Source organism: Spirosoma aerophilum, assembly GCF_054782495.1.
In genome coordinates this window covers 523,763-547,815 of record NZ_BAAGSJ010000013.1, presented here as the reverse complement: position 1 = coordinate 547,815, position 24,053 = coordinate 523,763, and the positions used below count along the sequence as shown (strand labels likewise).

The following is a 24,053-nucleotide window of genomic DNA, read 5'->3' as shown; positions in this document are numbered from 1 at the left end:
CAGGAATTATACAGTCCTTCCCTCCGACTCAATAAACTCTTTGGGCGACTGTCCGCTGAGTTTTTTGAATGCCCGGTTAAACGTCGCTTTCGAGTTGAAACCACTTTCGAGAGCGATACCCAGTAAACTCAAATGACTGTTGGCGGGGTCGAGGGCCCGGCGTTTAAAATCATCGACCCGGTACTGGTTGATAAAATCATTGAAGTTTTTTCCCGTTCCGGCATTTATGACCGGCGATAAGACCGATGCGTTGGTTTTGAGTCGACGAGCGAGATCAATCAGGGACAAATCGGGGTCCAGGTATGGGCGTTCGTTTTCCATATATGCCAGTAAAGTGTCCCGCCACGGGATCAAATCCGTTGTTAAACCCGTCGACGTTTTTATCAGTTGATCACCTACGGCTTGATTCACCAACACAGGCTCTTGTTGCCTGAAGCGGGCACTGTCAGGTAACAGCTCGGCTAGCACAGACGGTTCCTCCGCCGGCACCGGATAAAACGTTAGCCGCCGACCGGGTTGTGCCTGTGCGTAACCGTGAATACTCACGTAATAAATCAGGACGACACCCGCCAGTTTGTCCCACCAGTTTTGCCAGAAATCAAGGCTGAACGTCACACTAATCAACGTCATTAACAGACTGAACAACATGGTGGCCGTGAGGGCAACCAGAAAGTTACGGAACCATCGGAAACTAATGGTTTCGGTTTCGGAAAATTGCGTCTTGATCCAGGCCCGGTAGTGGCGATACAGGCTAAGGGACAAAATCAGGTAATATACTTCCAGACCTACACCAATAAAAAACTCAACATCCTCCAGATGATAGGGGTATTGTACCGTTGTTTTCCAGCGCTCGACAAACTCGTGGCCCATCGAAAAAACACTGAGGTGATAGGTAGCCTGAACCAGAAATGGAACCGCATGCCAGATGTCGCGTCGAGAGAACCGAAACTCGGCGTTCACCTGGCTTTTGAGGTAGAAATAGCACAGAGCCGGAAACAGATAGCCGAGGGATCGGGGGAAAAACTCCAGCTCGCGCCAGAGGATTTCAATGCCACCAAACCCCAGCATATACTCCCAAATGTTGAAGCTCATCCCCACCAGCACCCAACCGAGCAACCCGTCGGACAGTCGTTCTTCACGCCGGGCCCGTACCCACAACAAAGCGGCATAAATCCAGCCCTGCACAAAACCAAATAACAAGGGGGATGAATAGGGATTGAAGTCAAACGTCATCGGTGACACTATTTACGGGCAAGATACAGTCTGTTTCTTTACTGAAAAATATTGAACGACTTCCCATCGTCGCTTTTCTGAACGGTCATAAACGGCTTGCCTTCGTCGATACGTTTTCCACTCATGACCACATCAACCTGTCGGCTATCTGCAAAATATACTTTTGTACCTACCGGTAGTTTCTGCGACGTACTACTGTACGGCATTAACATAATTCCCTGTGTGCCATTACCGGGCTCGTCGGGTCGATACGTAATGAGCATCACTTTATGGGGCAGCAGGCTATTATTCCGAAAACGGACTGTTACGGTATTGGATGCGGCATGGGCTGTAGTTTTAGGATCGGTCAGGAGCGTTTTACCGGCGTCTTCGGCTGTCACCGTAAAAATCAACTTCTCAGTCGTTTCTCCATCTGTACTGAAATAGAGCTTGCCGCCCACCGGCCAATTCTTGGGCGTCGATTCATTGCGATTCATGGTAAACCCATAAGCCATACCCGGACCCTCTGCCCGGAACATGCGGTGATAGCCCAGGTTATTGCGCAGGGTGAAGGCCACACGGGCAACCGGCTCGCCCGGTACTGAACTTTGAGCAATAGTGGTCGACATAACGCTCGAAACGAGCAAAATAGCCAGTAGGAATTTGGTCGCTTTCATTGATTTATTCGTGTAAAAAATATGAATGGAAAATTATTGAATCAGGACAAACGGTTTCCAAAAACTACTGAAAACCAGAAGTTTATAATAAAATAATAGAAACACGGAGGGAACGGATCGAACGGATCGAACGGATTAAATAGACAGTCATAGGTTTTATCCGTAGAAATTCGTTCGATCCGCGTTCCTATTTTAGTTTATAGATTCCCTTTTACTTTGATTCGGCCCCCATCGCTGTTCGTCTCCCGGTCACGGGCGGCTTTGATGTCTTTGCTGCCAAACTGATAGCTGAACCGAATGCTGACACGGCGGCTCTCCCATTTACGATCAATGGCAAACTGCTGGGTTTGAAAATCAGCTGACTGTCTCCAGCGCATGGTATTCAGCACATCATCAACACCGATCGTAAGCTTACCACGTTCCTGCATGACTTTCTTTTGCACACTCAGATTCAACGCACCCAGGCCACCAATGCGGTAGATCGTCTGCTGCGTAGGCGCACTCCAGAACCCCGACGCCTGCGCCGACCAGACTTTCGAGATGGTAAACGAGTGCTGCATATAGCCCTCGAACGCAAACGTCCGCTGGTCGAAACGCTCCGAGGGTGACAGACTCCCCCGAAACCGGTTCCAGGTGGCCCCGGCATAGTTGTATGTACTCCACCATTTCGTGAACTGATAGGGCGTGCTGACCGACAGATTCAGCGCGTCGACCTGACCCACATTGGCCACCGTCTGATAAGCGGTCAGGCCCTCCTGTCGGATTACATCCATTGTAAAATCATTGGTATGGCTGTACGCCAGCTTTACCGTCGACGCCCACTTGTACGTGTAACTGGCTTCGAGGGTGTGGGTGTATGTGGGACGTAAATAAGGATTGCCGCGCTGGCTGGTGTAGGGGTCAATCTGGTAAATAAAGGGGTTCATGTCCTGATAACTGGGCCGCCCGATGCGCCGTCCGTAATTGACACCAAACTGACTATTATCAGTAGCCCGATACTGCACAAACGCCGTTGGGAACAAGTTCAGGTAGGTCGTATCCGGTCGCTGAACCGTCTGCTGAAGCAAATCGGTCGACCGGCCATTCACGGAGGAATGTTCTATCCGAAGCCCACCCTGCATCGACCATTTGCCCATCGAACGGTTCAGCGATGCATAAGCCGCATTCACGATTTCCCGGTAAGTGAACCGATTCGTCCGGCTTACATCTGGCTTTTCGGGCGCTGACCCCGTAAATGCCAGCAAATCGTTATCAGTTGAGACATCCGTGTGTTTCAAACCCGTTTCGAGTTTAAGATGATGCCCTTTATACTCTTTTACGAAATCACCCTTCAGCGTACCAATTTTGATGTTTGTACTGGCATCGAACCGGCGCTGGCGTTGAAAAAGGGATTGGCCGTCAGCGTTAAAGTAATCACTTATAATAAAGTTGGGCGATGTGTTCTGAAAGTAGGTCAGATCCGCATCGAGGTTTAACTCCATTCCCAGCGTATCGGCATAGCGGTAATTCAGGGACGCGTTGGTCCGGTTATTTCGGGCGGGTTGAGCCGATGTTCCGTTCGTTGCCCGGTTCACGATACTCGAATCCAGCCCATTCCGGCTATTGATGAGTTGGGTGGTGGTGAACGTACCGAACCGGTTGCCCGATACATTCCCCGACACGACCAGTCCGATCGTTTGCCTGGGTACAGCCTGGTGGCTGTCGATGATAAAGTCGGCACCGGCTTTATAAACAACCGCTTGGGTGCCATCGGTGTCGTAGCCCCGCTGGAGAAATTGCCCTCCTCCCGTTTGCCGGTCGAGCCGGACATTCGTAATCTGATAGTTATCACTTACGGCTACATTACTAAAGAGGTTCAGTTGCCGGGTGCGGTAGTTCAGGTCGATGGCGGCATTGGCCCGATAGTGATCGCTCTGCCCGTACCCAGCGGATGCATTTCCATTTAGACCCAGGCTTTTATTGCGCCGGAACCGGATATTAATGATACCAGCGCCACCCTGGGCATCGAATCGGGCGGAGGGGTTGGTAATTAACTCTACTTTATCAATGCCCGAAGCGGGGGTTGCCCGGAGCAGATTGGCAAGGTCGTTGGCGGAAAGATTTGTCGGTTTCCCATCGATAAACACGTTGACCCCCTGCTTGCCCGCCATCCGTATGTTGTCATTCGGATCAATAATGACGCCGGGCGCCTGTTGGAGCAGCTCATAAGCCGTCTTGCCCTGTGCCGTGGCATCGGCCGCTACATTCATTACTGTTTTATCAACTTGCTGTTCAACCAGGCCCCGTTTGGTACGGACTTCAACACTGGTAAGCATTTGCTCAATACCTACAAGGAGCAGTGAGACCACGCTTACCTGCATGCCATTTTTAACCGTCACTACCGGACTCATCGCACTTGCCATGCCCACACTCGATGCCTGCACATAGTAGTTTCCGTCAGCAATGTTTGTGAACGCGTACTGGCCGGCTTCGGTTGTGACCGTTCCCTTTACAAGTGTCGAATCCAAAGCCTTGAGTAGTTTAACTACGGCGAAAGGTGCTGGCTGGCGGGAAGCGTCAAGTACTGAGCCGGACAATGATTGTCCTGTACTTATTCGGCCTGCGAGTAAAAGAAGAAGGAGTATACAGTAGCGTACCATTGGGCGGAGTTGTTTTGTCATTGATGACCCAAAGGTGGCTGATCGGTATCCCCTGTTTCGCCCCAAAAAAGATTTGAGACGGCCCAAATCATGAATTGAGCCTTTAAGGCTTTTTTCAACTTAATGACTAAAACAGAATAGGAACGCGGCCGGGCTTATAAAATGTCAAAACACAAAAAAGCCAGTCCTCAAGCGGAGACTGGCTTTCCCATTTTCTTAACCTAAACTAAGTCCATTACTATGTATGATGTATGATATAGCTGGCGTAAACACAATACTTCATACATCCTATATCATACATCTTTCTTCTAGTTTCCTCCTTTCACCCGGTTCTGTTCGGCCGAGGTAGCTGAGTTACGATCGCGGGCACCTTTTACGTTCTGGTTACCGAAGCGGTACGTGAACGTCAGCCTGATCTGGCGGCTTTCCCAGCGCGACCCAACCCGGAAGTCAATGTCCTGAACCATTGCCCGTCCCCGGAACTGATTCAGCCAGAAAGGGTCATTCACGTTCAGTTTGATATTGCCTTTGCCTTCCATCACCTTCTTTTGCACACCGATGCTGAAACCACCCATGGGCTGAGCCCGGTAGAAACCATATTGTGATGCCGAATTAAACCAGCCGGATACTTCGGCCGACAAGGTTTTGCTCAGGGTAAAATTATTCGACGTGTACAGATTGAAAGCCACCAGTTTTACTTCGTACGGTGTTCCGGAATAAACCGTCTGGTAGCTCTGATAGTATGTGTTCACGTTATTCTGCATCCGCCACCATTTGGCAACCGGCACCGGGAAACTGACATTCAGGTTCAGGTTATCCAGATGACCCAGGTTCTCGGGTGTTACATAGGTAATATTCTGTGCGGCAATCTGGCGGGGGGTTTCCTGGTTAATAAAATCCGTGGTCCGGCTGAAACCAAGTGTCGTTGAAATAGCACCTTTGTATACGTGCGTCAACTCAACCGAATTGGTATATTGAGGCCGCAGAAAGGGGTTACCCTGCTGGTAAGTGTATGGGTCCAGATAGAATACAAATGGATTCAGGTTCTGGTAATCCGGGCGGTCGATCCGGCGGCTGTACGACATATTCAGCACGTTATTCGTATCCAGTTGCCGCGACAAAAACACCGTTGGAAACAGGTTGAGGTAGTTGCGGTCTACGGTCTGGTTAAGCGTTACCGACGTGCCCGTTGAATGCGTATGCTCCGCCCGAAGTCCCGTCTGCACTTTCAGTTTCCCGAACTTACCTGCGTAGTTAACATAGGCCGCGTTGATATTCTCATTGTATTTGAACTGGTTAGACCGACTGGCATCGAACAGCCACTGTTTTGTTTCCTGCTGCAGCGTATCGTAGATGGTGTTGTTATCCGCATCGACAAAGCTGCTTTTCAGACCCGCTTCTACCTTGCTTCCATTCTTCAGGGGATGCACATAGTCCGTCTTAAACGCCATGATGTTAATCTCAGATGGCATGCTATTGCGTACATCCTGATTCGGGCGGGTCAGCGAATTATCCGCGTTATAATAAACCGTACTCAGGTTATTGTTATTCTTGCCACCGTAATGAACGTAGTCGGCATCAACGGTCCACTCGCGGCCTTTGCCATCAAAATCATATTTGTAGTTGACGTTGCCGGTCACATTCGACATGAACTGACGAGCGTCTGTTTTGGTGGTGGGGCGGCTGGTTAACCGGCGATTTTCGTCGCTGATGAGCGTGTTATTCTGCCCACCCGACCTCCAGTCGTTCGAGAACCCATTGAACAATACACCCACAGTACTTTTCTTGTTAATATAATAGTCCAAGCCGGCTTTGTAGGAATGACCCGTGAACTGGTTTGGACGAAACGAGTTCTGATCAAAATACGTAACCTTGCCGTTATAGGGAATAGCCCGGTTGATCTCGTTGGTTTGGGCGCTTTCCCGATTCACATAGCTGTAGTTGCCAAAAACGTTGAGCTTACCCTCGCGGTGATTCAGGTTGAGGGATGAGTTGAATTTCGGCAGGTCGTCGCGGGCACCCTGCAAATTCTTCACCCAGCCGTAACCCGTCCCAACGATGAACGTACCATTGGTGCCAAAATTCTTATTCTTCTTCATCTTTATATTGATGATCCCCGAGTTACCAGCCGCGTCATATTTAGAACCTGGGTTGGTAATAATTTCGATCGAAGCAATATTATCGCTGGGCGTGTTTTTCAGCAGGTTCGATACTTCCTGCTGCGAGAGATACGTTTGCTTACCGTCGATGTAGACAATTACACCTGCTTTCCCCTTCAGCTGAATCTGGTCATTCTGCCGGTCTATGGTGACGCCGGGTGCTTTTTCGAGGACTTCCAGTGCTGTGTTGCCGCTGGCGACAATGCTGTTCTCCACATTCATTACCGTCCGGTCGACCTGCTGTTCGATGAAAGGCTTCGTCGCCACAACCTTCACTTCAGTCAAACTCTTGGTCTCGTCGCTCATTGCCAGATTCGGAACACTGATGGCAGGATGGGCCTCATCGACTGCGAACGGTGCGCTATACGTTTTACGGTAACCAATTTGCTGAGCGGCTATCAGGTAGTTACCAGCCCCTACGTTCTCAAAGGCATATTTCCCGTCAACGTCACTGATTGCGCCCTTCACCAGCGTCGAATCTTTCGCTTTCAGGAGCATCATGGTGGTGAACTCAAGTGGCTTTCCGGCAACTGACCCTACTTGTCCATTGACGGTACCTCGTGTCAGCACTTGTGCAAACGAAGTTGATAGAGCAAATAGAATTAAAAGAGAGGCCGATAAAATAGTTTTCATAATAGTCGTCTTTTCAGGAGGTGCAGTACTTCGTTTCTGAAGTACATGGCAAAGGTAGGTAGTGGGCATCACAAAGTACCTGTTCTTACACAAGCGGTCTGAACGGCAGGATAAGCGGATTTTAGCGGGGGATTATTGAGATGGGAACGAATTCAAGCAAAAGACACAGGCAAATACGGAAGGGTTGCATATCCGAACCGAGATTTTTATGATTTTTTTGATTGATATGATCAAGACTTCGCTCTGCTCGCGCCACACCTACTATTCATCGTCATAGTAACCGTAGCACGACCAGAGCGAATTTTCTATTGACCAACTCCACTTGCAATAGAAGTAATCACAGTCAATCAAAAGAATCACCTAAATCCTGGTTCAGATTTTAACCCCTACCGCCCACACACTGGCATCTGGCCCCTGCCCTGCCTTAAAGGGGCTGTTGGGTTCGTAGCGGAAGAACAGTTTCGAACTTCCCCGGAATCCTAATTCGGTGGTGAGGCCCCAGCGGACAGGGTTCAGGCTGTAGGAACCGTGTGTTCGAACAGATGACCCACCCTCAGGTTTCACTTTGGTGTAGCTGTCTAACCGAATACCGGCATACGCGCCAAGGCCTAGCGTAAAACCCGACCGGAATGACAGGTTGAACATCACTGGCAAATTAAGCTGGGCCGTTACCAGTTTCGATTTGCGAAGGTCAACGTCGGCCTGTTCGATAACCAGTTGATTATTTTTCTGCACCAGCATATTGCGGCCCGATTCGGCGTTCTGCTCGAACATGAAGTTGTTCCAGGCAACTTCGGGGCCTGTCACCAGCCGGAGTTTGGTCGAACCTTTCACTAAAAGTGGAATTCGTTTTTGCCAGGAGAGGGCCACAAAACGTGATCCGATCGGCCGGAAATCATACCCGGCAGGCAGCGACCCGCCGAAGTTATTGAGACCAACGTAGATGCTGAAATCCGAGGTAATGCGTTCCACTGATCGGCGGGAACGAACCGTTGATACGGTCGAATCGGTGGTGATGGTGACGGTAGTTGTCTGAGCAAAAGAAGCGACAGATGAAGCGATGAGGGCTGAGGTTAGGAGGTGTTTGAACGTTTTCATGGTTGTAGTCAAGATTAAAGGTTTAGGAAAATTGAAGTTGTCGTTTCTTGAGGTTGTATTCCTTGTGTTATTTGACAGGAAGATGTTGGAAGTGCCTTAGGAGGTTGCATGTCGAGCCAAAAAAAATTAAAAATTATTTTTGCCCCCTATCAATAACAGCTCAAAATATTGATATTCATTAGTTTATCTTTTAAAAAAAATAGCACCGACATGGCCTACAAGAAGTAGTATGCTATTACACTTCCGAGTATGTCATGTCGGTGCCTGTTTGTTCCTCCGACGGCAATCTTTATTCCGGTTGATACTCGTTCAGCGTATAGACGGTTACGCCGGGGGTCTCCTTCAATAACTTCACCATCAACTCCCGATGGGAAGCACCCACGCCAACAACTACCCGTTTAGCGCCTATTTCCCGGGCCCGGCTGACAATATTCTGAACCATTCCTTCATTGCGGAGTGTCCAGTATTTGAGCATATCGCGAATGCCGCTTTCCGGGAAGTTCGGCAAACCAAACAGGTATCGATTGCCATAAAAATTGCCAAAATCAGTCAGTTTATCCCATTCGGCTGTATTAAAGAATGCTGTTCCTTTGCCCGCCCGAACAGCCGCATTCATGCGCTTCTGCAGTGCGTTATTCTCGTTCATCAAGGCTGCATATTTTCGATAATCGCCAGAGGTAGTATCCGCTTCAATGGCAGTTTCAAATACTTTGTAGAGGGAATCGGTTTTACCCCAGGCCTCGCTCCAGGGTGTGTTGAACTTCTGACAATCCATTGGCATGATCCGCTCCATTTTCAGCTTCTGCGCAATAGGATGAAAAATGTTGTAATATTCATTGGTTCGGCGAAAACCAAGGTTTTTCAGGGAATCAACCGGGCCAAGTATCCGCGTGAATGCCGCTATTTCTTCTTTCCCGAAGGCGGGCCGCATTTTATCGAGCAGGTAAAACTGGTAGGACGCATTGCCAAAATCATGCGTCAGGAATAAGGCATGCGCGAGTTTCATGCGTTCCTGATGATAATAGGGGTACGTCTGTAGAAGCTTGTACTGCTTCGCAATAAAGGCTTGGGGGTTCCGGGGCAATGCATAACCAATTTTTGTAAGATAAGCCAGTCGACTGTCAATCGCTTCTTTATTCCAATGGCGGTCCAGGGCGTTGTAATCGCCCGGTGAGAGGTTTTCTCCAAATACCGCATCCGGTTTAAACGCCAGTGCCTTGTTGATTGGATACGAGAAATCTTCAACACTTTTGGTCCCGTACTCATGCGAAGCGGCAATGAACAGAACTTCAAGCGGCTGAGTATGGACCGTTGACTGGGCGTTCGTCAGAAAGGAAATCGAAAGAAGCAGGCATGTAATAAAGTAGTTCATGGTTGTCGTGTTTGCGTTTTTGAATGATAGGTCAAAGGTGCAGCCTGTCGTGCTGCCCATTTATCTCTTTTCGACCAACTCTGCCTTCTCATCGGCTAACGGCCTCCTGACCCGACCAACACCCCGCCAGTACCGAAAACCCGTTGATCGGTAAAAAGCGGGTGTTTGTCGACTGAGTTTGGGGCTTTACGTCGTACTTCCTTATTTCACACTCCAGTAAACCCGTTTCCTCATGGCCCTGCGTGTCTCCCTGTTAACCAATCGCTCCCGCGTTCGTAACCTGCTTTACGTGTTGCTTTGGAGCATTCTGGTTATTACCAATGCCTACGAACCCCAAAAACATACGTTCGATTTCAATCCACTCGAGATGTCATTCAGCACCGCCTTTGTATTGACCATCTGGTTTGAGCATGCACGTATCCTTACCCATTTTCTTACTCCCCAAAAAATCATATGGGCGCTGGTCGGAACACTTGTATCTGTGTTTTGCTTTATTGGCATTCGGTATTTGCTGGAGCAGGTTATTTTCTGGAAGTTGTTTGGCTTTACGAACTATGATCCCGAAACTCCCCTTTACTACTACGCAAAGGATAATCTATATTTTGCCTTCCCTGCCATTGGCCTCGGCCTGGCGTTCAAAATTATTGAGGATTGGTTCGTACACCAGCAGGAACGAACTGAACTTGTTGGGGAGCGAAACACGGCCGAACTGGCGTTTCTGAAATCGCAGGTAAATCCGCATTTCCTGTTCAATACGCTCAACAATATCTATTCATTGGCTTACACCAAGTCGGATGCAGCACCGGGGGCCATACTAAAACTGTCGGAGCTGATGCGGTATATGCTGTATGACAGCCACGGGCAGGAGGGCGAAACGGGACGTGTGCCGCTGACGAAAGAGGTTGATTACCTTAAAAACTATGTTGAGCTGGAGAAACTTCGAGTGGCGAATGCAAATGTTCAGTTCACCGTTGAGGGCAATACCGATCTTTTCCGAATTGAACCGCTTTTACTGGTATCGTTTGTTGAAAACGCCTTTAAACATGGTGACTTAACCGATCAAAGTCATCCATTAGTACTTGACCTAAGCGTTCAACACGGTACGTTGCGCTTCGATACGCTTAACAAAAAGACGAGCCGTCAAACAGATGCTGCTGGCGGGATTGGGCTGGCCAATGTGCGACGCCGACTGGCATTACTTTATCCCAATCAACACAAACTACACATTACCGATGAAGCAGATAGCTATGCCTGTTCGTTGGAATTAAGTTTATAATCTGCTCCCACTCTCCTATGCGCTGCCTGATTGTTGACGATGAACCCCTCGCCCATGCTATTCTGAGCGACTATATCCGTAAAGTACCTTTTCTGGAATTAATCGGCGCTACCACCAGCCCAATTGATGCCCTCACGCAAGTTCAGCGCGGTGAAGTCGACCTCGTTTTTCTGGATATTCAAATGCCGGAACTCACCGGCATGCAGTTTCTGAAACTGGTTGAACGGGCGGTCAGTGAGAGCAAATGCCGGGTCATTCTGACGACGGCCTATTCGACATATGCCCTGGAAGGGTATGAGCACAATGTTGTCGATTACCTGCTCAAACCGATTTCGTTCGAGCGGTTTTATAAAGCTGTTCAAAAACTATTCCCGCCAATCAAGGCAGAGAGGGCTGAAATGACCACAATGACTGTCGAGCCGGATAATGTCCGCGCGACGGTACAGCCCGAACCCGTTGCCAAAGATTTTATTTTTGTCAAGACCGAATATCGCTTGCAACGGGTAGACCTGAGTGAAATTCTGTATTGCGAAGGGTTGAAAGATTACGTCTCTATTTACACGCCAACCGAGCGTATTTTAACCTTGCAAACCATGAAGAGTCTGGACGAAAAACTCCCGGCCAGTCAGTTTGCCCGCGTTCACAAGTCATATATCGTTGCCCTCAACCGTATCGAATCCATCGAGCGCAACCGAATCTTCATCAAAAAGGCGGTCATCCCCATCGGCGACACCTATCGGGATGGGTTTTATAAGCTGATTGAAGGGTAATTAAGGATTCACGCAGAATGAGATTTTATTAACCACAGAGGCACAAAGGACACAGAGCTTGGCTAGCTAAATTGTGGCTGGCCAAGCTCTGTGTCCTTTGTGCCTCTGTGGTTAAATAAATTTTATGTGATTGCTTAGTTTACGGGTCATCCACTCTTCCTCTGAAAACAGGGAGGAGCCGGGGCGGTCGGCCGTTGCCGTGGGGTTTATTACCGACTCTATTCCTCCTCCTCACTGTTGTTCAGCTTCGACAATAATCCATAGCCGCCGTTGATGACAATGGGTGTTTTTTGCGGATCAATATCACTCGGCAATGTAACGGCGATGTAGCCGTTCTCGTGAACGCCCGTCCTCACCTCTACCTGCCGAAAATGATACTCGCTGTTTTTGGCATCCTTACGTTCAAGCACATACACGTATGACTTGCCGCCATAATTAATGACCGCCGATTCGGGTAAGGCGGGTAAAGGCTGCGTTTTTATATCTACCTGCGCCGTGATATAGCCCCCCGGTATATAATGATCAGCGTTCCCTTCGGGATGAACCAGGACCGAGATTGTACGGTCAGCAGCGATGGATTTACCAATCAGGAAAATTTTCCCCTGGTGCTCCAGCGTTGCGTCGCCCCCCATGCCGAAGCGAACAAGCTGCCCCGTGTGAATGCTGGTTATATCCTTTTCAAATATGCTTAGCTTAACATGCAGGTGGTCGACGTTCGTAATTTGCACGAGCACATCGGAAGGGTTTACAAAACGACCATTGTTGGCGGGAACATCCGTCACATAACCCGCCACGGGAGAGGGCACGGTGATGGTCCGGGTCATCCGCTCGGGCGTTAGTGTAGTGGCGTTAATTCGCAGAATGGCCAGTTGCTGCGCTTTCCCCGCCAGTTGAGCCTGTAAGCTCTGTCGGTTGGACCGAACCTGCTGGAATATTTTCAAGGCATTGACGTTATCCCGGCTCAGTTCCTGTTGGCGGGCAAATTCAAGATCAGCATATTCCAGTTTCGCTTTGGTATCGAGGTAGTCCTGCTGAAGTTGAATGAATTCGGGATTTTCCAGCACAACCAGCGTTTGTCCTTTTCGGATGCGCATGCCGGGCTCAAGTTGAATCTGGCGTACGTATCCGCCAACCGGCACCGACACGGATACCAGATTTTGAGCGGGCACATCCAGAATACCATTTACTTTTAGCGTCGTGCTAAGTGACCGAAGGCTTGGCTGACCCAACTGAATAGCCGCCATGTTGTATTGCGCCTGACTCAGCGAAACTACCACCGGACCGTCGGGAGCTGCTTTTTGAGCCGTATCGTTAACCGCTGCTGCCGTCTTGGCTTCAGCGTTCGTTTGTTCCTCTTCTGCTGAATTACCCGACTGGCACGCAGAGAGAAGCGTTAATATAGCCACCGTGTAAGCAGCTAAGGGAACCGATGTCTTACCTATTTTTAAAAAATTCATGTGATTTCGAGTGAAAGACGGTGGGATTAGGGATTACCCAGCAGGAAGTTGATGTAAAGAACCGATTGGTTAAACTCGTTTAGCAGATCGAGGTAGTTCGACCGGATGGTAAGGGCTTGCTGGAGTGCTAAAGAGAATTCCACATAGCCAATATCCCCACTGCTGAAGGCCCGCCGGGCATTATTCTGAATTAGTCCAGCCTGATTTAAGCCATTTTGCTCGTAGTATGTCAGCGCGTTCCGGTATTGCTCATATTGCTGCACGGCCTGTGTTAGCTGTTGATTCAGCGCAAACTGCTGTTGCTGCAATTCGGTTTGGGCAATCTGTTCACCCACTCGGGCGGCATTGACCCGTGCTTTTTGCGCCTGTCCCAACAAGGGTACCGTAATACCAAGCTGCCCCCCCGTAAAACGAGAGCCCGGGCCAAAGTAAAGTTCCTGACCGTTAATCAGTTGGTTACCGATCAGTGTTTGCGAGAAAAGGCCGACCATAAAATCCGGTTTCAACCTTGCCTGCTCCACTAAACGCGTCTGCTGGGCAACCTGTATCTGCTGGCTGAGCTGGCGCAGGAGCGGGTTTTGCTTCAGGCTAGCGGTATCCGTAGGTAATTGCAGGGATAATTTCATTACCGGCTGATCTAATGCATCGACGGACGTTGAACTGTTCAGCAACGTCTGCAACCGGGTGCGGGCCGCTATCCGGTTTGCTTCATTCTGAGCCAGTCGAACGCGCTGGTCGGCCAGCTGGCTTTCAGCCGTGGCTTTCTCCAGACTACCCGTTTCGCCGGTGCGAAAGCGAAGATTGGCCGCCTGCACAAACTCACTCAGGAGCGTATCCTGCTGCCGGAACAGTTTACTTTTCTGAAACAGATAACTCAGATCATAATATGCCGACTTGACCTGATACTGAATCTGGTTGCGCGTCACCAGTACACCCGACTCCCGACTGGCAACCGTCTGGTCATTCAGCTCGGCCAGTCGTCGCATTAAAGTTGGATTCGGAATCGTCTGCGTCACCGTCAGGTTGTTATCGAACCGGCGGCTGTTGTACTGCCCCAGCATCGCCGTGACCGACAACCGGCCGGCATCGTAGGCCGTTCGGCGTAACGCCTGCTGCTGGGTAACGCCCAGACCGGCAATCTGTACCTGTTGATTTCGGGTTCCTGCCTGCTGAAGCGCCTGTTCGAGGGTGATGGTTTGTATTTGTATACCTTGTGCCTGCGATTGACGGCCGAACGTTAACAAACTCAAAAGAACGACAGAAGCAATGATTGCGGGTTTCCTCCCTGCGTTTTTTGCCTCTTTTTCAACGGCTTTTCTTTCCATGATTGAGTAGAGAATAGGCAGGACGATCAGGGTAAGTAACGTCGCCGTGAGCAGCCCTCCAATGACAACGGTGGCCAGCGGCTTCTGCACCTCCGCGCCAGCCGAATTAGAAATGGCCATCGGTATGAAACCAAACGATGCCACCAGCGCAGTCATGATGACCGGACGTAAACGCACCTCGGCGCCCAGCCGAATAATTTCGTTCATGTCCGTTAGCCCCTCTTCATGGCGAAGTCGGTTGAACTCTGCAATCAGCACGATTCCGTTCAGTACCGAGACCCCGAACAGCGCAATGAAGCCCACACCTGCCGAAATACTAAAGGGCATGTCGCGCAGTAACAGCGCAAAAACGCCCCCAATAGCCGCCATGGGGATGGCCATAAAAATCAATAAACTCTGACGGACGGAGTTGAAGGTAAAGAAGAGCAGCGCAAAGATGAGTCCAAGTGCAATCGGGACAGCAATCGCTAACCGCTTTTTAGCCTCGACCAGGTTCTGAAACTGCCCGCCATAGGTGATGTAATAACCGGGGGGGAATTTGATTTTTTGTTCAACTTTTTGCTGCAACTCCGCCACTATACTTTCCACGTCGCGCCCCCGAACGTTAAAACCCAGGGTAATGCGCCGGTGGGTATTGTCGCGCTGAATCTGATTCGGCGCCTGCTCCATTGTAACCGTGGCGATCTGGCCCAGCGGAATCTGCCCACCCGAGCCCGTAGGTGTAGCAATGTACATATTGCGAATATCCTCTACGCTCTGGCGTTTGTCAGCGGCTAATCGAACGACTAGATCAAATCGCTTTTCCCCCTCGAAAACAAGCCCGGCCGACTGTCCGGCAAAAGCCGTGTTGATGACCCGGTTCACATCGTTCACGTTGAGACCGAACTTGGCAATCTGGGCCCGGTCGAGTTTGATCAGAATCTGGGATAATCCGCCCACCTGCTCAACGTAAAGATCCTGCGCGCCCTCGATCGTACGAATAATGCGGCCCACGTTTTCGGCCTGTTGGGTCAGTTGCTTCAGGTCGTCTCCATAAATTTTGAGCGCCACATCCTGACGAGCCCCGGTCATTAGTTCATTGAACCGCATTTGCACGGGTTGCTGAAAGCCAAAGGTCACACCTGGAATGACAGACAAAGCTTCAGCCATTTTCTCGGCCAGTTCATCGCGGGTCTTTGCAGAGGTCCACTTATCCTTTGGTTTAAGAATGACCATCTGGTCAGCGGCTTCGATGGGCATGGGATCGGTGGGGATTTCGCCGGAACCGATTTTAGCCACCACCTGCTCCACTTCCGGAAATTGTTTGAGCAAAATTCTTTCAGCTTTCAGCGTCGCGTCCACCGTTTCAGACAGTGAGCTACCGGTTAATGTCCGGGTATCCACAGCAAAATCGCCCTCGTCGAGCTGAGGAATAAATTCACCTCCCATTCGGCTGAACATGAATACCGTAACGACCAACAAGGCTACGGCAGTGCCCAGGACAAGTACGCGGTGTTTTAAGGCACGCAGTAGAACCGGCTCATAAAAGCGATAGATACGCTTCATGATCTTATCGGAGAAGGTTTCCTTATGAACGATCGTCTTGTTCAGCATCAGGGCTGAAATCATGGGCACATAGGTGATCGACAGAATAAACGCCCCCAGAATGGCAAAAGCCACGGTCAGGGCCATTGGGCGAAACATCTTTCCTTCAATACCGGACAGGGCCAGAATTGGCAGGTATACGATCAGAATGATGATCTCTCCAAACGCTGCCGAGGAGCGAATTCGTGCTGCCGACAGAAACACTTCTTCATCCATTTCTGCCTGGGTCAGGGTTTTGTCTTTGTTGCGCAGGGTGATGTGGTGCAGCGTAGCTTCGACAATAATAACGGCCCCATCCACAATAAGTCCGAAGTCAATGGCTCCCAGGCTCATCAGGTTACCCGACACACCGAACAGGTTCATCATAGCGATAGCAAACAGCAGCGCCAACGGAATGACCGAAGCCACTACAAAGCCCGCCCGGAAGTTCCCCAGCAGCAGCACTAGTACGAAAATAACGATGATAGCTCCTTCGATCAGGTTACGCTCTACAGTCCCGATGGCGCTGTTCACCATTTTGGTGCGGTCCAGAAAAGGCACGATCGCAACGCCTTCGGGTAACGTTTTCTGGATTTCAGCAATTTTAGTTTTTACCCGTTTAATGACTGCTGACGAGTTTTCGCCTTTGATCATCATCACCAGCGCTCCTACCGTTTCGCCCTGTCCATTCCGCGTAACAGCCCCGTAGCGTACAGCAGACCCAACCGTTACCTGCGCCACATCACGCACCCGTACCGGTAATCCCTGATTATTCAGGTGAATAACGATATTGCCAATATCGTCAGCCGAATTGATCAGACCGTCAGATCGGATGAAATAGGCGTTCGGTTTCTTGTCGATATATGCACCACCAGTGTTCTGGTTATTTTGCTGAAGGGCGGCAAAAATTTCGGTAATGGTAATGCCTACACTGCGCAGCCGATCGGGGTCGACAGCAATTTCATACTGCTTCATCAACCCACCAAAACCGCTTACGTCGGCCACGCCGGGCGTACCCAGTAAGCCCCGACGGATGGTCCAGTCCTGAATGGTGCGAAGATCCGTCAAGGAATATTTCGACTCATATCCTTTTTTGGGGGTTACGGTATACTGAAAAATTTCACCCAGACCCGTCGTCACCGGAGCCATGACGGGCGTACCGACACCGGGGGGAATCTGACCGATTACATTTTGCAACCGTTCGGCAATTTGCTGGCGCGCCCAGTAAACATCAGTCGCATCAGAAAAAACGACCGTAACGATGGAAAGGCCGAAGCGTGAAAACGAGCGAATCTCGACCAGATTCGGAATATTGGACAAGCTAACTTCGACGGGAAACGTTACCAACCGCTCGATGTCTTCGGCCGCCAGCGACGGGCTGCTGGTGATCACCTGCACCTGATTGTTGGTAATGTCGGGGACAGCATCAATCGGCAGTTGCGTAGCCGACCAGCCTCCCCAAAGCACTAACGCGAGGGTAAACAGGCCGATAATTAGCTTGTTTCGGATGGAGAATTGAATAATTGCGTTTAACATGAGCTAAGATAAACGTGTAAAAGCACCATCCAACAGGGTAGTCGGGTGCATACGGCAAAAGGCCGCTAACGCGACAAACGTTAGTTACGATCTGAGAAAATAGGAAATAAGGCCCAAACAGGGCAGATGATATACCCAAAAGGGCACACGGGTACTCAAATAGCAACCCTTAGTATCTGGGTGGGTTAATGAGCGAGAAAACGCGGAGAAAGGAATAGAGATCGGCCTTTCTAAAAAAGTCGGCTTTATTGGACAGGATAGCCCCTACCTCCGTACAGAAATGGAGCCGAATGGTGCTTGACGAGAACACGGGCACAGTGTGACCGGCCGCAGGCAGGTTCTGGTGGCTGTGATTCGGGTGTTTCTGGTGCTCTGAATTGGCACCGTAATGCATTTCGAGAAAGTCAAGAAATCCCAGCTGGCTATCGGTCTGGCGGTGCTGGTCATAATGTTGTAGTAATTCGACCCATTTGGCCGATTGGTCAATGCTAAAGCCGGGCAGCAAACTGCTCCCTAACATTAGACCGGCCAATACTAATACAACAAATGATTTCATGCCTCCTACCCTGATAAACCCTTAACGCTGCCAGAAAACTAAAGTTTCTGAACACGGACTATGGCCTCTAATTTAGAAAGAATCCAACGCTAAATGTCTGACAGAAATATAATTATTGGAAAATTTATCCTCAATACGAACGCATTAAACCACTCTTATAATATAACTATATTAGTACAACTGGCTGTTACAGTTCAGACCTCAACCCTAAGATAAGGGCAATAGTATCCCGGAAGCACTAATTCACTGAATTTTTTACTAAACAAATAGGCAGAGGAATCGTTTATAATACAAATAAAACATAAACTCAACATCATGAAAATCGCAGTTGAAAAAGGGCAGGATAAAACCTTACTGCCCGATGGGGAACAACAGGTAACCATCACACACATTGAGGAAGGGTCCAGTGAGTACAAAGGCATTCCTTTCTTCGCTGTCCGTTTCGAAAATGAAGATGGATATGTATCGCATCGATTTTATCAATCCCCAGCCGGCATGCCAGCCATCATCAGCTTGTTTGAGCAGGTAGGGGTAGTCGCTCAGGAGGGCAAAGACCTGGACACGAAACAACTCATGGGTAAAGAGCTGACGATTGAGGTGGGTGAACGTTCCTACACGGATCCCGAAAGTCATAATGAGCGCACCTTAAAACAGGCGGTCAACTTTCTGGCCAGCTAAATTTTTTCGTAAGGCAAAGCCGACTGGGAGAACATACCTGTCGGCTTTGCCTTATTATTTATTTGCCTATTGGCAGGTAGATCAAAAATGTAGCCCCTCTATCGGGTTGGCTTTCGGCCGTTATGGCGCCCCCGTGATTAGCCACTACTTTTTCACAGATGGCCAGTCCTATACCAGTTCCGGCATACTCATTTCGTCCGTGCAGGCGCTGAAAGACCTGAAATATTCGATCAATGTACTTCTCATCAAAGCCAATACCATTATCGGTTACACTGATGCAGTAGTACATGGAAGCCGATCGGGCCGGGCGAATACTTCGGGGTAAAGTTTCTTTCAGCATTGATCGACTCTGAACCCGAACAATCGGATCGACACCCGCTTTCCGAAACTTTAATGCATTGCTGATCAAGTTCTGAAATAGCTGTCGTAACTGCGACGCATCACCTAATATGGTGGGCAACTCACCGACAATTATTTGTCCTCTCGCCTGCTGGGCGGTTACTTCCAGATCTTCGAGTACTTCGGCCAGCACTTTATTCAACGCTATAGGAGCAGCCGCTTCCTGACGAGTTGAAATCCTCGAAAAAGTCAGCAAATCCTTGATTAATAGCGACATGCGGCCAGCAGCTTTCTGCATTCGATCAAGATGATCGGCCCCTTCGCCTAAATTGCTGGCGTATTGATCGCGCAGAATACCTCCAAAAGATTGAATCTTTCGAAGTGGCTCCTGCAGATCATGGCTGGCGATGTAGGCAAACTTCTCAAGATTTTCGTTGGAGCGACGGAGGTCAAAGTTAGACGCTTCCAGTTCCTGAGTACGGGCCAGGATCAATTCTTCCAGATTGGCCGCCAGCTGCTTTTGCTCATGAATATCGGTAGCCGTTCCAACCCAGAGCCTGATATCATCGGCATCATCCCGAATGGGAATAGAGCGGTTTAAATGCCAGCGGTACATACCATCGGAGCCACGGCGGTACCGATTTTCAATTACAATGACAGTTCCCTCTTTCAGTGAGTTGGCGTATACCTCCTTCGTGCGCTCCAGGTCGTCGGGATGGATAACGGACTCCCAATCTCCTTCTTTGGTTTGCTCCATGCTCAAACCCGTGTAATCATACCAGCGCTGGTTAAAAAAGTTAATTTCTCCCGTTGGCGTATTCGTCCAGGTCATCTGGGCAATTGCTTCCATGAGCGTCCGAAAACGCAGCTCACTTTCTTCTATGGAACGGCGCGCTATAACCTGATCCGTCACATCAATTGCCATGTCCAGAATAGCATACACATCGCCGGATGCATTTCGTAATGGCTTGTACGTAAAATTGAAATAAAATGTTTGTAGTCGTCCATCAACCACCAGATCGGCTCTGGCCTCCTGAGCGCTGTATTCAATACCTGTTGAGTAAATGTCGTCCAGAATATCCAGAAATGGCTGACCCTGAAGTTCGGGAAGCGCTTCACGCAGTGGTTTGCCGATTACGCTGGTATTTTTTCCCCAAAACTTTATCATCGCTTCATTTGGCATGTCGATGATCAGCTCCCGGCCCAAGAATAAGCTCGTTGCAACCGGAGCTTCCGCAATCAGATTACGAAACCGCTGTTCGCTTTCCTGCAGTGCTTTCTTGGCTTTTACCTGCTGTGTTACCTCGGTAGCAATGACAATAACCCCACTAATTGTAGACGAATCTTCGCGAACGGGCGCGTACACGAAGTTAAAATACGCTTCTTCAAGTTTTCCTTTGCGATGCAGCCACGCCAGGGTTTCAAACCCATAGTGCTCAATTCCTGAATCGTATACATTTTCCAATAATTCCAGAAAACCCTGACCAACTATTTCAGGAAGTGCCTGTGCCAATGGAAGCCCAATAATAGACGCGTCCTTTCCCCATATGTCCAGTATCGGCAGATTCGCCGTTTCCACGGTCATATCACGTCCATTCAAAATACCAATGGCCACCGGTGCCTGGTTGATCATACCGCGAAAGCGCTCTTCACTGGCTCGTAACTTCTCTTCCGTCCGAACGCGGTCGCTAATGTCCAGAATTGCCCCGGCGTAGCCGACAAATTTCCCGGCAGACGAATATTGTGGTGTTCCGGTGCAAACCACCCAGCGAATAGTGCCATCGATGTGCTTCACCCGAAACTGGCTTTCATGGTATCTGTAAGCATCGATGTCTGCCATTAGTTGGGCAGAAGCCTTCTGTCTGTCTGGAGCATCCACGAACTGCAGCCACCCAGTACCAAGGTGTTCTTCGAGGGGAGCGCCGGTCCAATCTACCCATTTTTGACTCACATAAGTAATGGCAGCCTGTTCATCCGTTATCCATAACGCGGCTGTAGAGGCATTTGTAATGTTACGAAATAACGCTTCGCTATCGCTGAGGGCCTTCCGGGTCGTCATTTCCACATTGATATCATGAGCAATGACGAGTACACCGTGCTTAGTGTTCAGCGCTTCATCGATTCGGGTGACGTTTAGCTGCACCCAACGTTCTGACCCATCTTTCCGGATATATCGTTTTGTAAAATTGAAGAAGTGTCTTTCTCCGCGGATGATCTCATCGAATAGCTTTTTGTTTTCCGCAACATGCTCCGGATGCGTCATCGCCAAAAAATTAACACCCGTTAGCTCCTGCACAGAGTAGCCCAATAACTGAGCAAACGCTTTGTTTGGCAAGGTAAAATTGCCCTGTTCATCCGTAAACGTCATGCCTATCGAGGCATTGTTAAAGGCAATCGAAAACCGCTGTTCTGCTTCACGGAGGGCTTTACCCTGCTCCTTCTGTTCGGTAATGTCCAGGGCAATTCCGGAGAGCGTCACCGGCCGACCAGCGGAATTAAACAAGTACTGGCCTATCACCTTGATCCAATGCACAGATTTATCCTTCCAAATAAATCGGGCTTCGTAATTTATAGCATTCGTTTGGGCTGCCAGCTCATAGGCCCGGTCACGAATGGAGCGATCATCAGGATGCAGATGATCAATAAATATATTCCTGTTCACATTGCCCGACTCCTCACCCGTGAAGAGCCGGGCTAAGGAGGGCGAAAAAAGCATTTGATTTGTGTCGATATCCAGGGAGAACGAACCCGAGCCGGAGCCTTCAATGACCATTCGAGCCTGTTGTTCGGCTAAAATGGCTTTCTCCTTCGCTACAATTTCGGCGGTAATATCCTGAGCTACCCCGGCAAGTCGATAAGCTTCCCCTGACTGGGTGAAATAGGCCTGTCCTACAAATCGAACCCATCGCTGCTGTTTATCCTGCGCGCCAACCGTGCGAAAACTTGAGGAATAAACACCTCCTGATTTCGGATTTAACGCCCACTTCACATCCTGGCTAACGCGTTCACGATCATCAGGATGGATATTCGCTAACCCCTCCTCGTAGGTCAGCCCCGCTTTAACCCAACCCAATAATTTTTCGCAGCGTTGATCCCAGGTGGATATGTTTCGAACGGGGTCAAACTCCCAGATACCCATTTGGGCCGACTCCAACGCCAGACGAAGCCGTTCTTCGCTTTCGTGCTGCGCCTTTTGCCGAGTCTCCTGTTCAGTTACCAATTGCATCGCCCCAATCATTCGGCTTGGGCGGCCATCTCGATTTAACACGTACCGCTTTTCAGAAACGACAGCAACGGAACCATCTTTCCGACAGTACCGGTATTGAGCGGATAGACCAGCCTCGCCTTTTTCAATTGCTATTTGGAGCCCCTTTAAAACAAGTGCTCTATCGTCAGGATGGATATGGTCGTAGAAGGACGATGGCTGGTGGTCGGTTACAGCTAGGTTGTACCCAAAATGCGTCGTAAACTCTTCGTTCCACCACACCGTGTTGGTATGGAGATCCCAATGCCAAACAGCATCGCAAGTTGCCTTAGCCAGCAAATCAAAAAGTTCGCTGGTCGTTACTACATCGTTTGTCAATGGATTTCCGGTACAATCTTGAATAAATTCCTCTCCTATCCCTAAAATTAATGAATCTAAAACATGTTGATCTATGCGCGACCTTAAGATTCCGTTAACCACTAAGGTATTATCCGCCTACCTAATAACAATAAGCTAAAAGTCAGGGTTTTACTGTTTCATTTTTATTTACTTTACAAAGGGTAGTCGTTAACTCCAGACATTATTTTAGCAAGCAAAAAGGCTTTTGAAATCAATTTGACATACTTACCCTTAAAACGATATTAGCTCTAGGCACTCGTAGAAACTAGTTGGTGAGTCTGCCGGATTATTGATCGATCTCTGCCTGAAAAAGACAATTGCCATTTAATTTCACGGCCAATTATGTTTACGTTTATTATTTTTAGTAAATAATTTGTTTATATTATAAGAATATAACAACTTTGGATATAAATTATAACATCCTTTTTAAACCCCTTCAAAAACAAGATATGTTGTTACTTAAATGCTGACGGAATGACCATATTCTTACTCCATAAGCTCCATTAATCAAACAGCGATTGAGCTTCAACAAATCAACAACAATCCATTTTTCAGGTATTGTTCACAAATTTTCCACTCATATATACTTGTCAAAAAAATTATAACAAATAAACATATTTAGTAATAATATCTATCAATTCGTATATTTCCAGGATGAACAGCGCCATTAATTTATACAGTACCTGACTAATGGTTGCTTCCATAACGGCAAATTGTCTGCATAACTGTAGCTGGTGTTTTTCATAAACATACTGTCTGTAACAAAATAACCACCGTAACTTAACTTTTTAACCTCATGAATCGGTATTCAGTCGTCTATCTGCTCAGAAAGCAGTACTACCATCTTTGCTGCCGAACAAACTCAGAAGCAATATCCGTTCTGGAGCATTTGTTTACACTGGAGGGGCATGCACCTATTGGCATCTACGATGCAAAAACAGAACTTTTTTACTGGGAACCCCAACGCCAATTCGAATACAACAAAGCCCGGATTGAAGAACAGGGCAAACTGGCCGATCAGATCATTCGAATTTCCCAGGCCCTACGTCTACAAACTCAGACCGGGCAGTCGCAAATGGACAATAGACTTTATCTCCATACGTGAAGTACAAAACAAAATCGGTATCGAGAGCGCTCGATACCGATTTCAATTAAAGCC

The 24,053-nt window shown here is 48.9% G+C and carries 15 protein-coding genes; 5 read left to right on the top strand and 10 right to left on the bottom strand.

Annotation, left to right across the window (positions count from 1 at the left end; all coding sequences use genetic code 11):
* Positions 1-6: 6 nt before the first annotated feature.
* The 6 genes from ACYVK4_RS13805 to ACYVK4_RS13780 all read right to left on the bottom strand — a co-directional run bounded on the left by ACYVK4_RS13805 (position 7) and on the right by ACYVK4_RS13780 (position 9,790).
* On the bottom strand, positions 7-1,233 hold the full coding sequence (locus ACYVK4_RS13805) for a helix-turn-helix domain-containing protein (protein WP_461128101.1): 1,227 nt from the start codon (positions 1,231-1,233) through the stop codon (positions 7-9).
* Positions 1,234-1,271: 38 nt separating this feature from the next.
* Positions 1,272-1,889 carry a hypothetical protein gene (locus ACYVK4_RS13800; RefSeq protein ID WP_461128100.1) on the bottom strand — a complete coding sequence of 206 codons (618 nt, stop codon included), beginning with the start codon at positions 1,887-1,889 and terminating at the stop codon, positions 1,272-1,274.
* A 197-nt stretch (positions 1,890-2,086) separates the two neighbouring features.
* Positions 2,087-4,528 (bottom strand): TonB-dependent receptor domain-containing protein, encoded by a 2,442-nt coding sequence (locus ACYVK4_RS13795; protein ID WP_461128099.1) that lies wholly within the window; start codon positions 4,526-4,528, stop codon positions 2,087-2,089.
* Between the two features lie 308 nt (positions 4,529-4,836).
* Entirely contained in the window at positions 4,837-7,320 is a 2,484-nt protein-coding gene (locus ACYVK4_RS13790) for an outer membrane beta-barrel protein (protein WP_461128098.1), read from the bottom strand.
* 372 nt (positions 7,321-7,692) lie between these two features.
* Entirely contained in the window at positions 7,693-8,418 is a 726-nt protein-coding gene (locus ACYVK4_RS13785; protein ID WP_461128097.1) for an outer membrane beta-barrel protein, read from the bottom strand.
* A 289-nt stretch (positions 8,419-8,707) separates the two neighbouring features.
* Positions 8,708-9,790, bottom strand: coding sequence for a DUF5694 domain-containing protein (locus ACYVK4_RS13780; RefSeq protein ID WP_461128096.1), 1,083 nt, complete (start codon positions 9,788-9,790; stop codon positions 8,708-8,710).
* Between ACYVK4_RS13780 and ACYVK4_RS13775 the strand changes: the two genes are divergently transcribed.
* The 3 genes from ACYVK4_RS13775 (at position 9,789) to ACYVK4_RS13765 (ending at position 11,836) form a co-directional block, all read left to right on the top strand.
* Complete coding sequence (locus tag ACYVK4_RS13775; protein ID WP_461128095.1) at positions 9,789-9,944, top strand: hypothetical protein; 156 nt, start codon at positions 9,789-9,791, stop codon at positions 9,942-9,944. The genes ACYVK4_RS13780 and ACYVK4_RS13775 overlap by 2 nt on opposite strands.
* Positions 9,945-10,022: 78 nt before the next feature.
* On the top strand, positions 10,023-11,066 hold the full coding sequence (locus ACYVK4_RS13770; RefSeq protein WP_461128094.1) for a sensor histidine kinase: 1,044 nt from the start codon (positions 10,023-10,025) through the stop codon (positions 11,064-11,066).
* A 17-nt stretch (positions 11,067-11,083) separates the two neighbouring features.
* Positions 11,084-11,836 (top strand): LytR/AlgR family response regulator transcription factor, encoded by a 753-nt coding sequence (locus ACYVK4_RS13765; RefSeq protein WP_461128093.1) that lies wholly within the window; start codon positions 11,084-11,086, stop codon positions 11,834-11,836.
* A 218-nt stretch (positions 11,837-12,054) separates the two neighbouring features.
* On the opposite strand, the gene ACYVK4_RS13760 is transcribed toward ACYVK4_RS13765, so the two are convergent.
* From ACYVK4_RS13760 to ACYVK4_RS13750, 3 genes are all read right to left on the bottom strand, one after another.
* On the bottom strand, positions 12,055-13,293 hold the full coding sequence (locus ACYVK4_RS13760) for an efflux RND transporter periplasmic adaptor subunit (protein WP_461128092.1): 1,239 nt from the start codon (positions 13,291-13,293) through the stop codon (positions 12,055-12,057).
* A gap of 26 nt (positions 13,294-13,319) precedes the next feature.
* Complete coding sequence (locus ACYVK4_RS13755; protein WP_461128091.1) at positions 13,320-17,717, bottom strand: CusA/CzcA family heavy metal efflux RND transporter; 4,398 nt, start codon at positions 17,715-17,717, stop codon at positions 13,320-13,322.
* Between the two features lie 169 nt (positions 17,718-17,886).
* The gene (locus ACYVK4_RS13750) at positions 17,887-18,273 is read right to left on the bottom strand and encodes a hypothetical protein (RefSeq protein ID WP_461128090.1); all 387 of its coding nucleotides are present in this window, start codon (positions 18,271-18,273) and stop codon (positions 17,887-17,889) included.
* Between the two features lie 315 nt (positions 18,274-18,588).
* Between ACYVK4_RS13750 and ACYVK4_RS13745 the strand changes: the two genes are divergently transcribed.
* Positions 18,589-18,951 (top strand): hypothetical protein, encoded by a 363-nt coding sequence (locus tag ACYVK4_RS13745; protein WP_461128089.1) that lies wholly within the window; start codon positions 18,589-18,591, stop codon positions 18,949-18,951.
* Between the two features lie 58 nt (positions 18,952-19,009).
* Here ACYVK4_RS13745 and ACYVK4_RS13740 read toward each other — a convergent pair whose 3' ends face one another.
* A complete protein-coding gene (locus ACYVK4_RS13740; protein ID WP_461128088.1) occupies positions 19,010-22,873 on the bottom strand; it encodes a PAS domain-containing sensor histidine kinase in 3,864 nt (1,287 codons plus the stop codon).
* Between the two features lie 817 nt (positions 22,874-23,690).
* On the opposite strand from ACYVK4_RS13740, the gene ACYVK4_RS13735 reads away from it, so the two are divergent.
* Complete coding sequence (locus ACYVK4_RS13735; protein ID WP_461128087.1) at positions 23,691-23,999, top strand: hypothetical protein; 309 nt, start codon at positions 23,691-23,693, stop codon at positions 23,997-23,999.
* Positions 24,000-24,053: the final 54 nt, after the last annotated feature.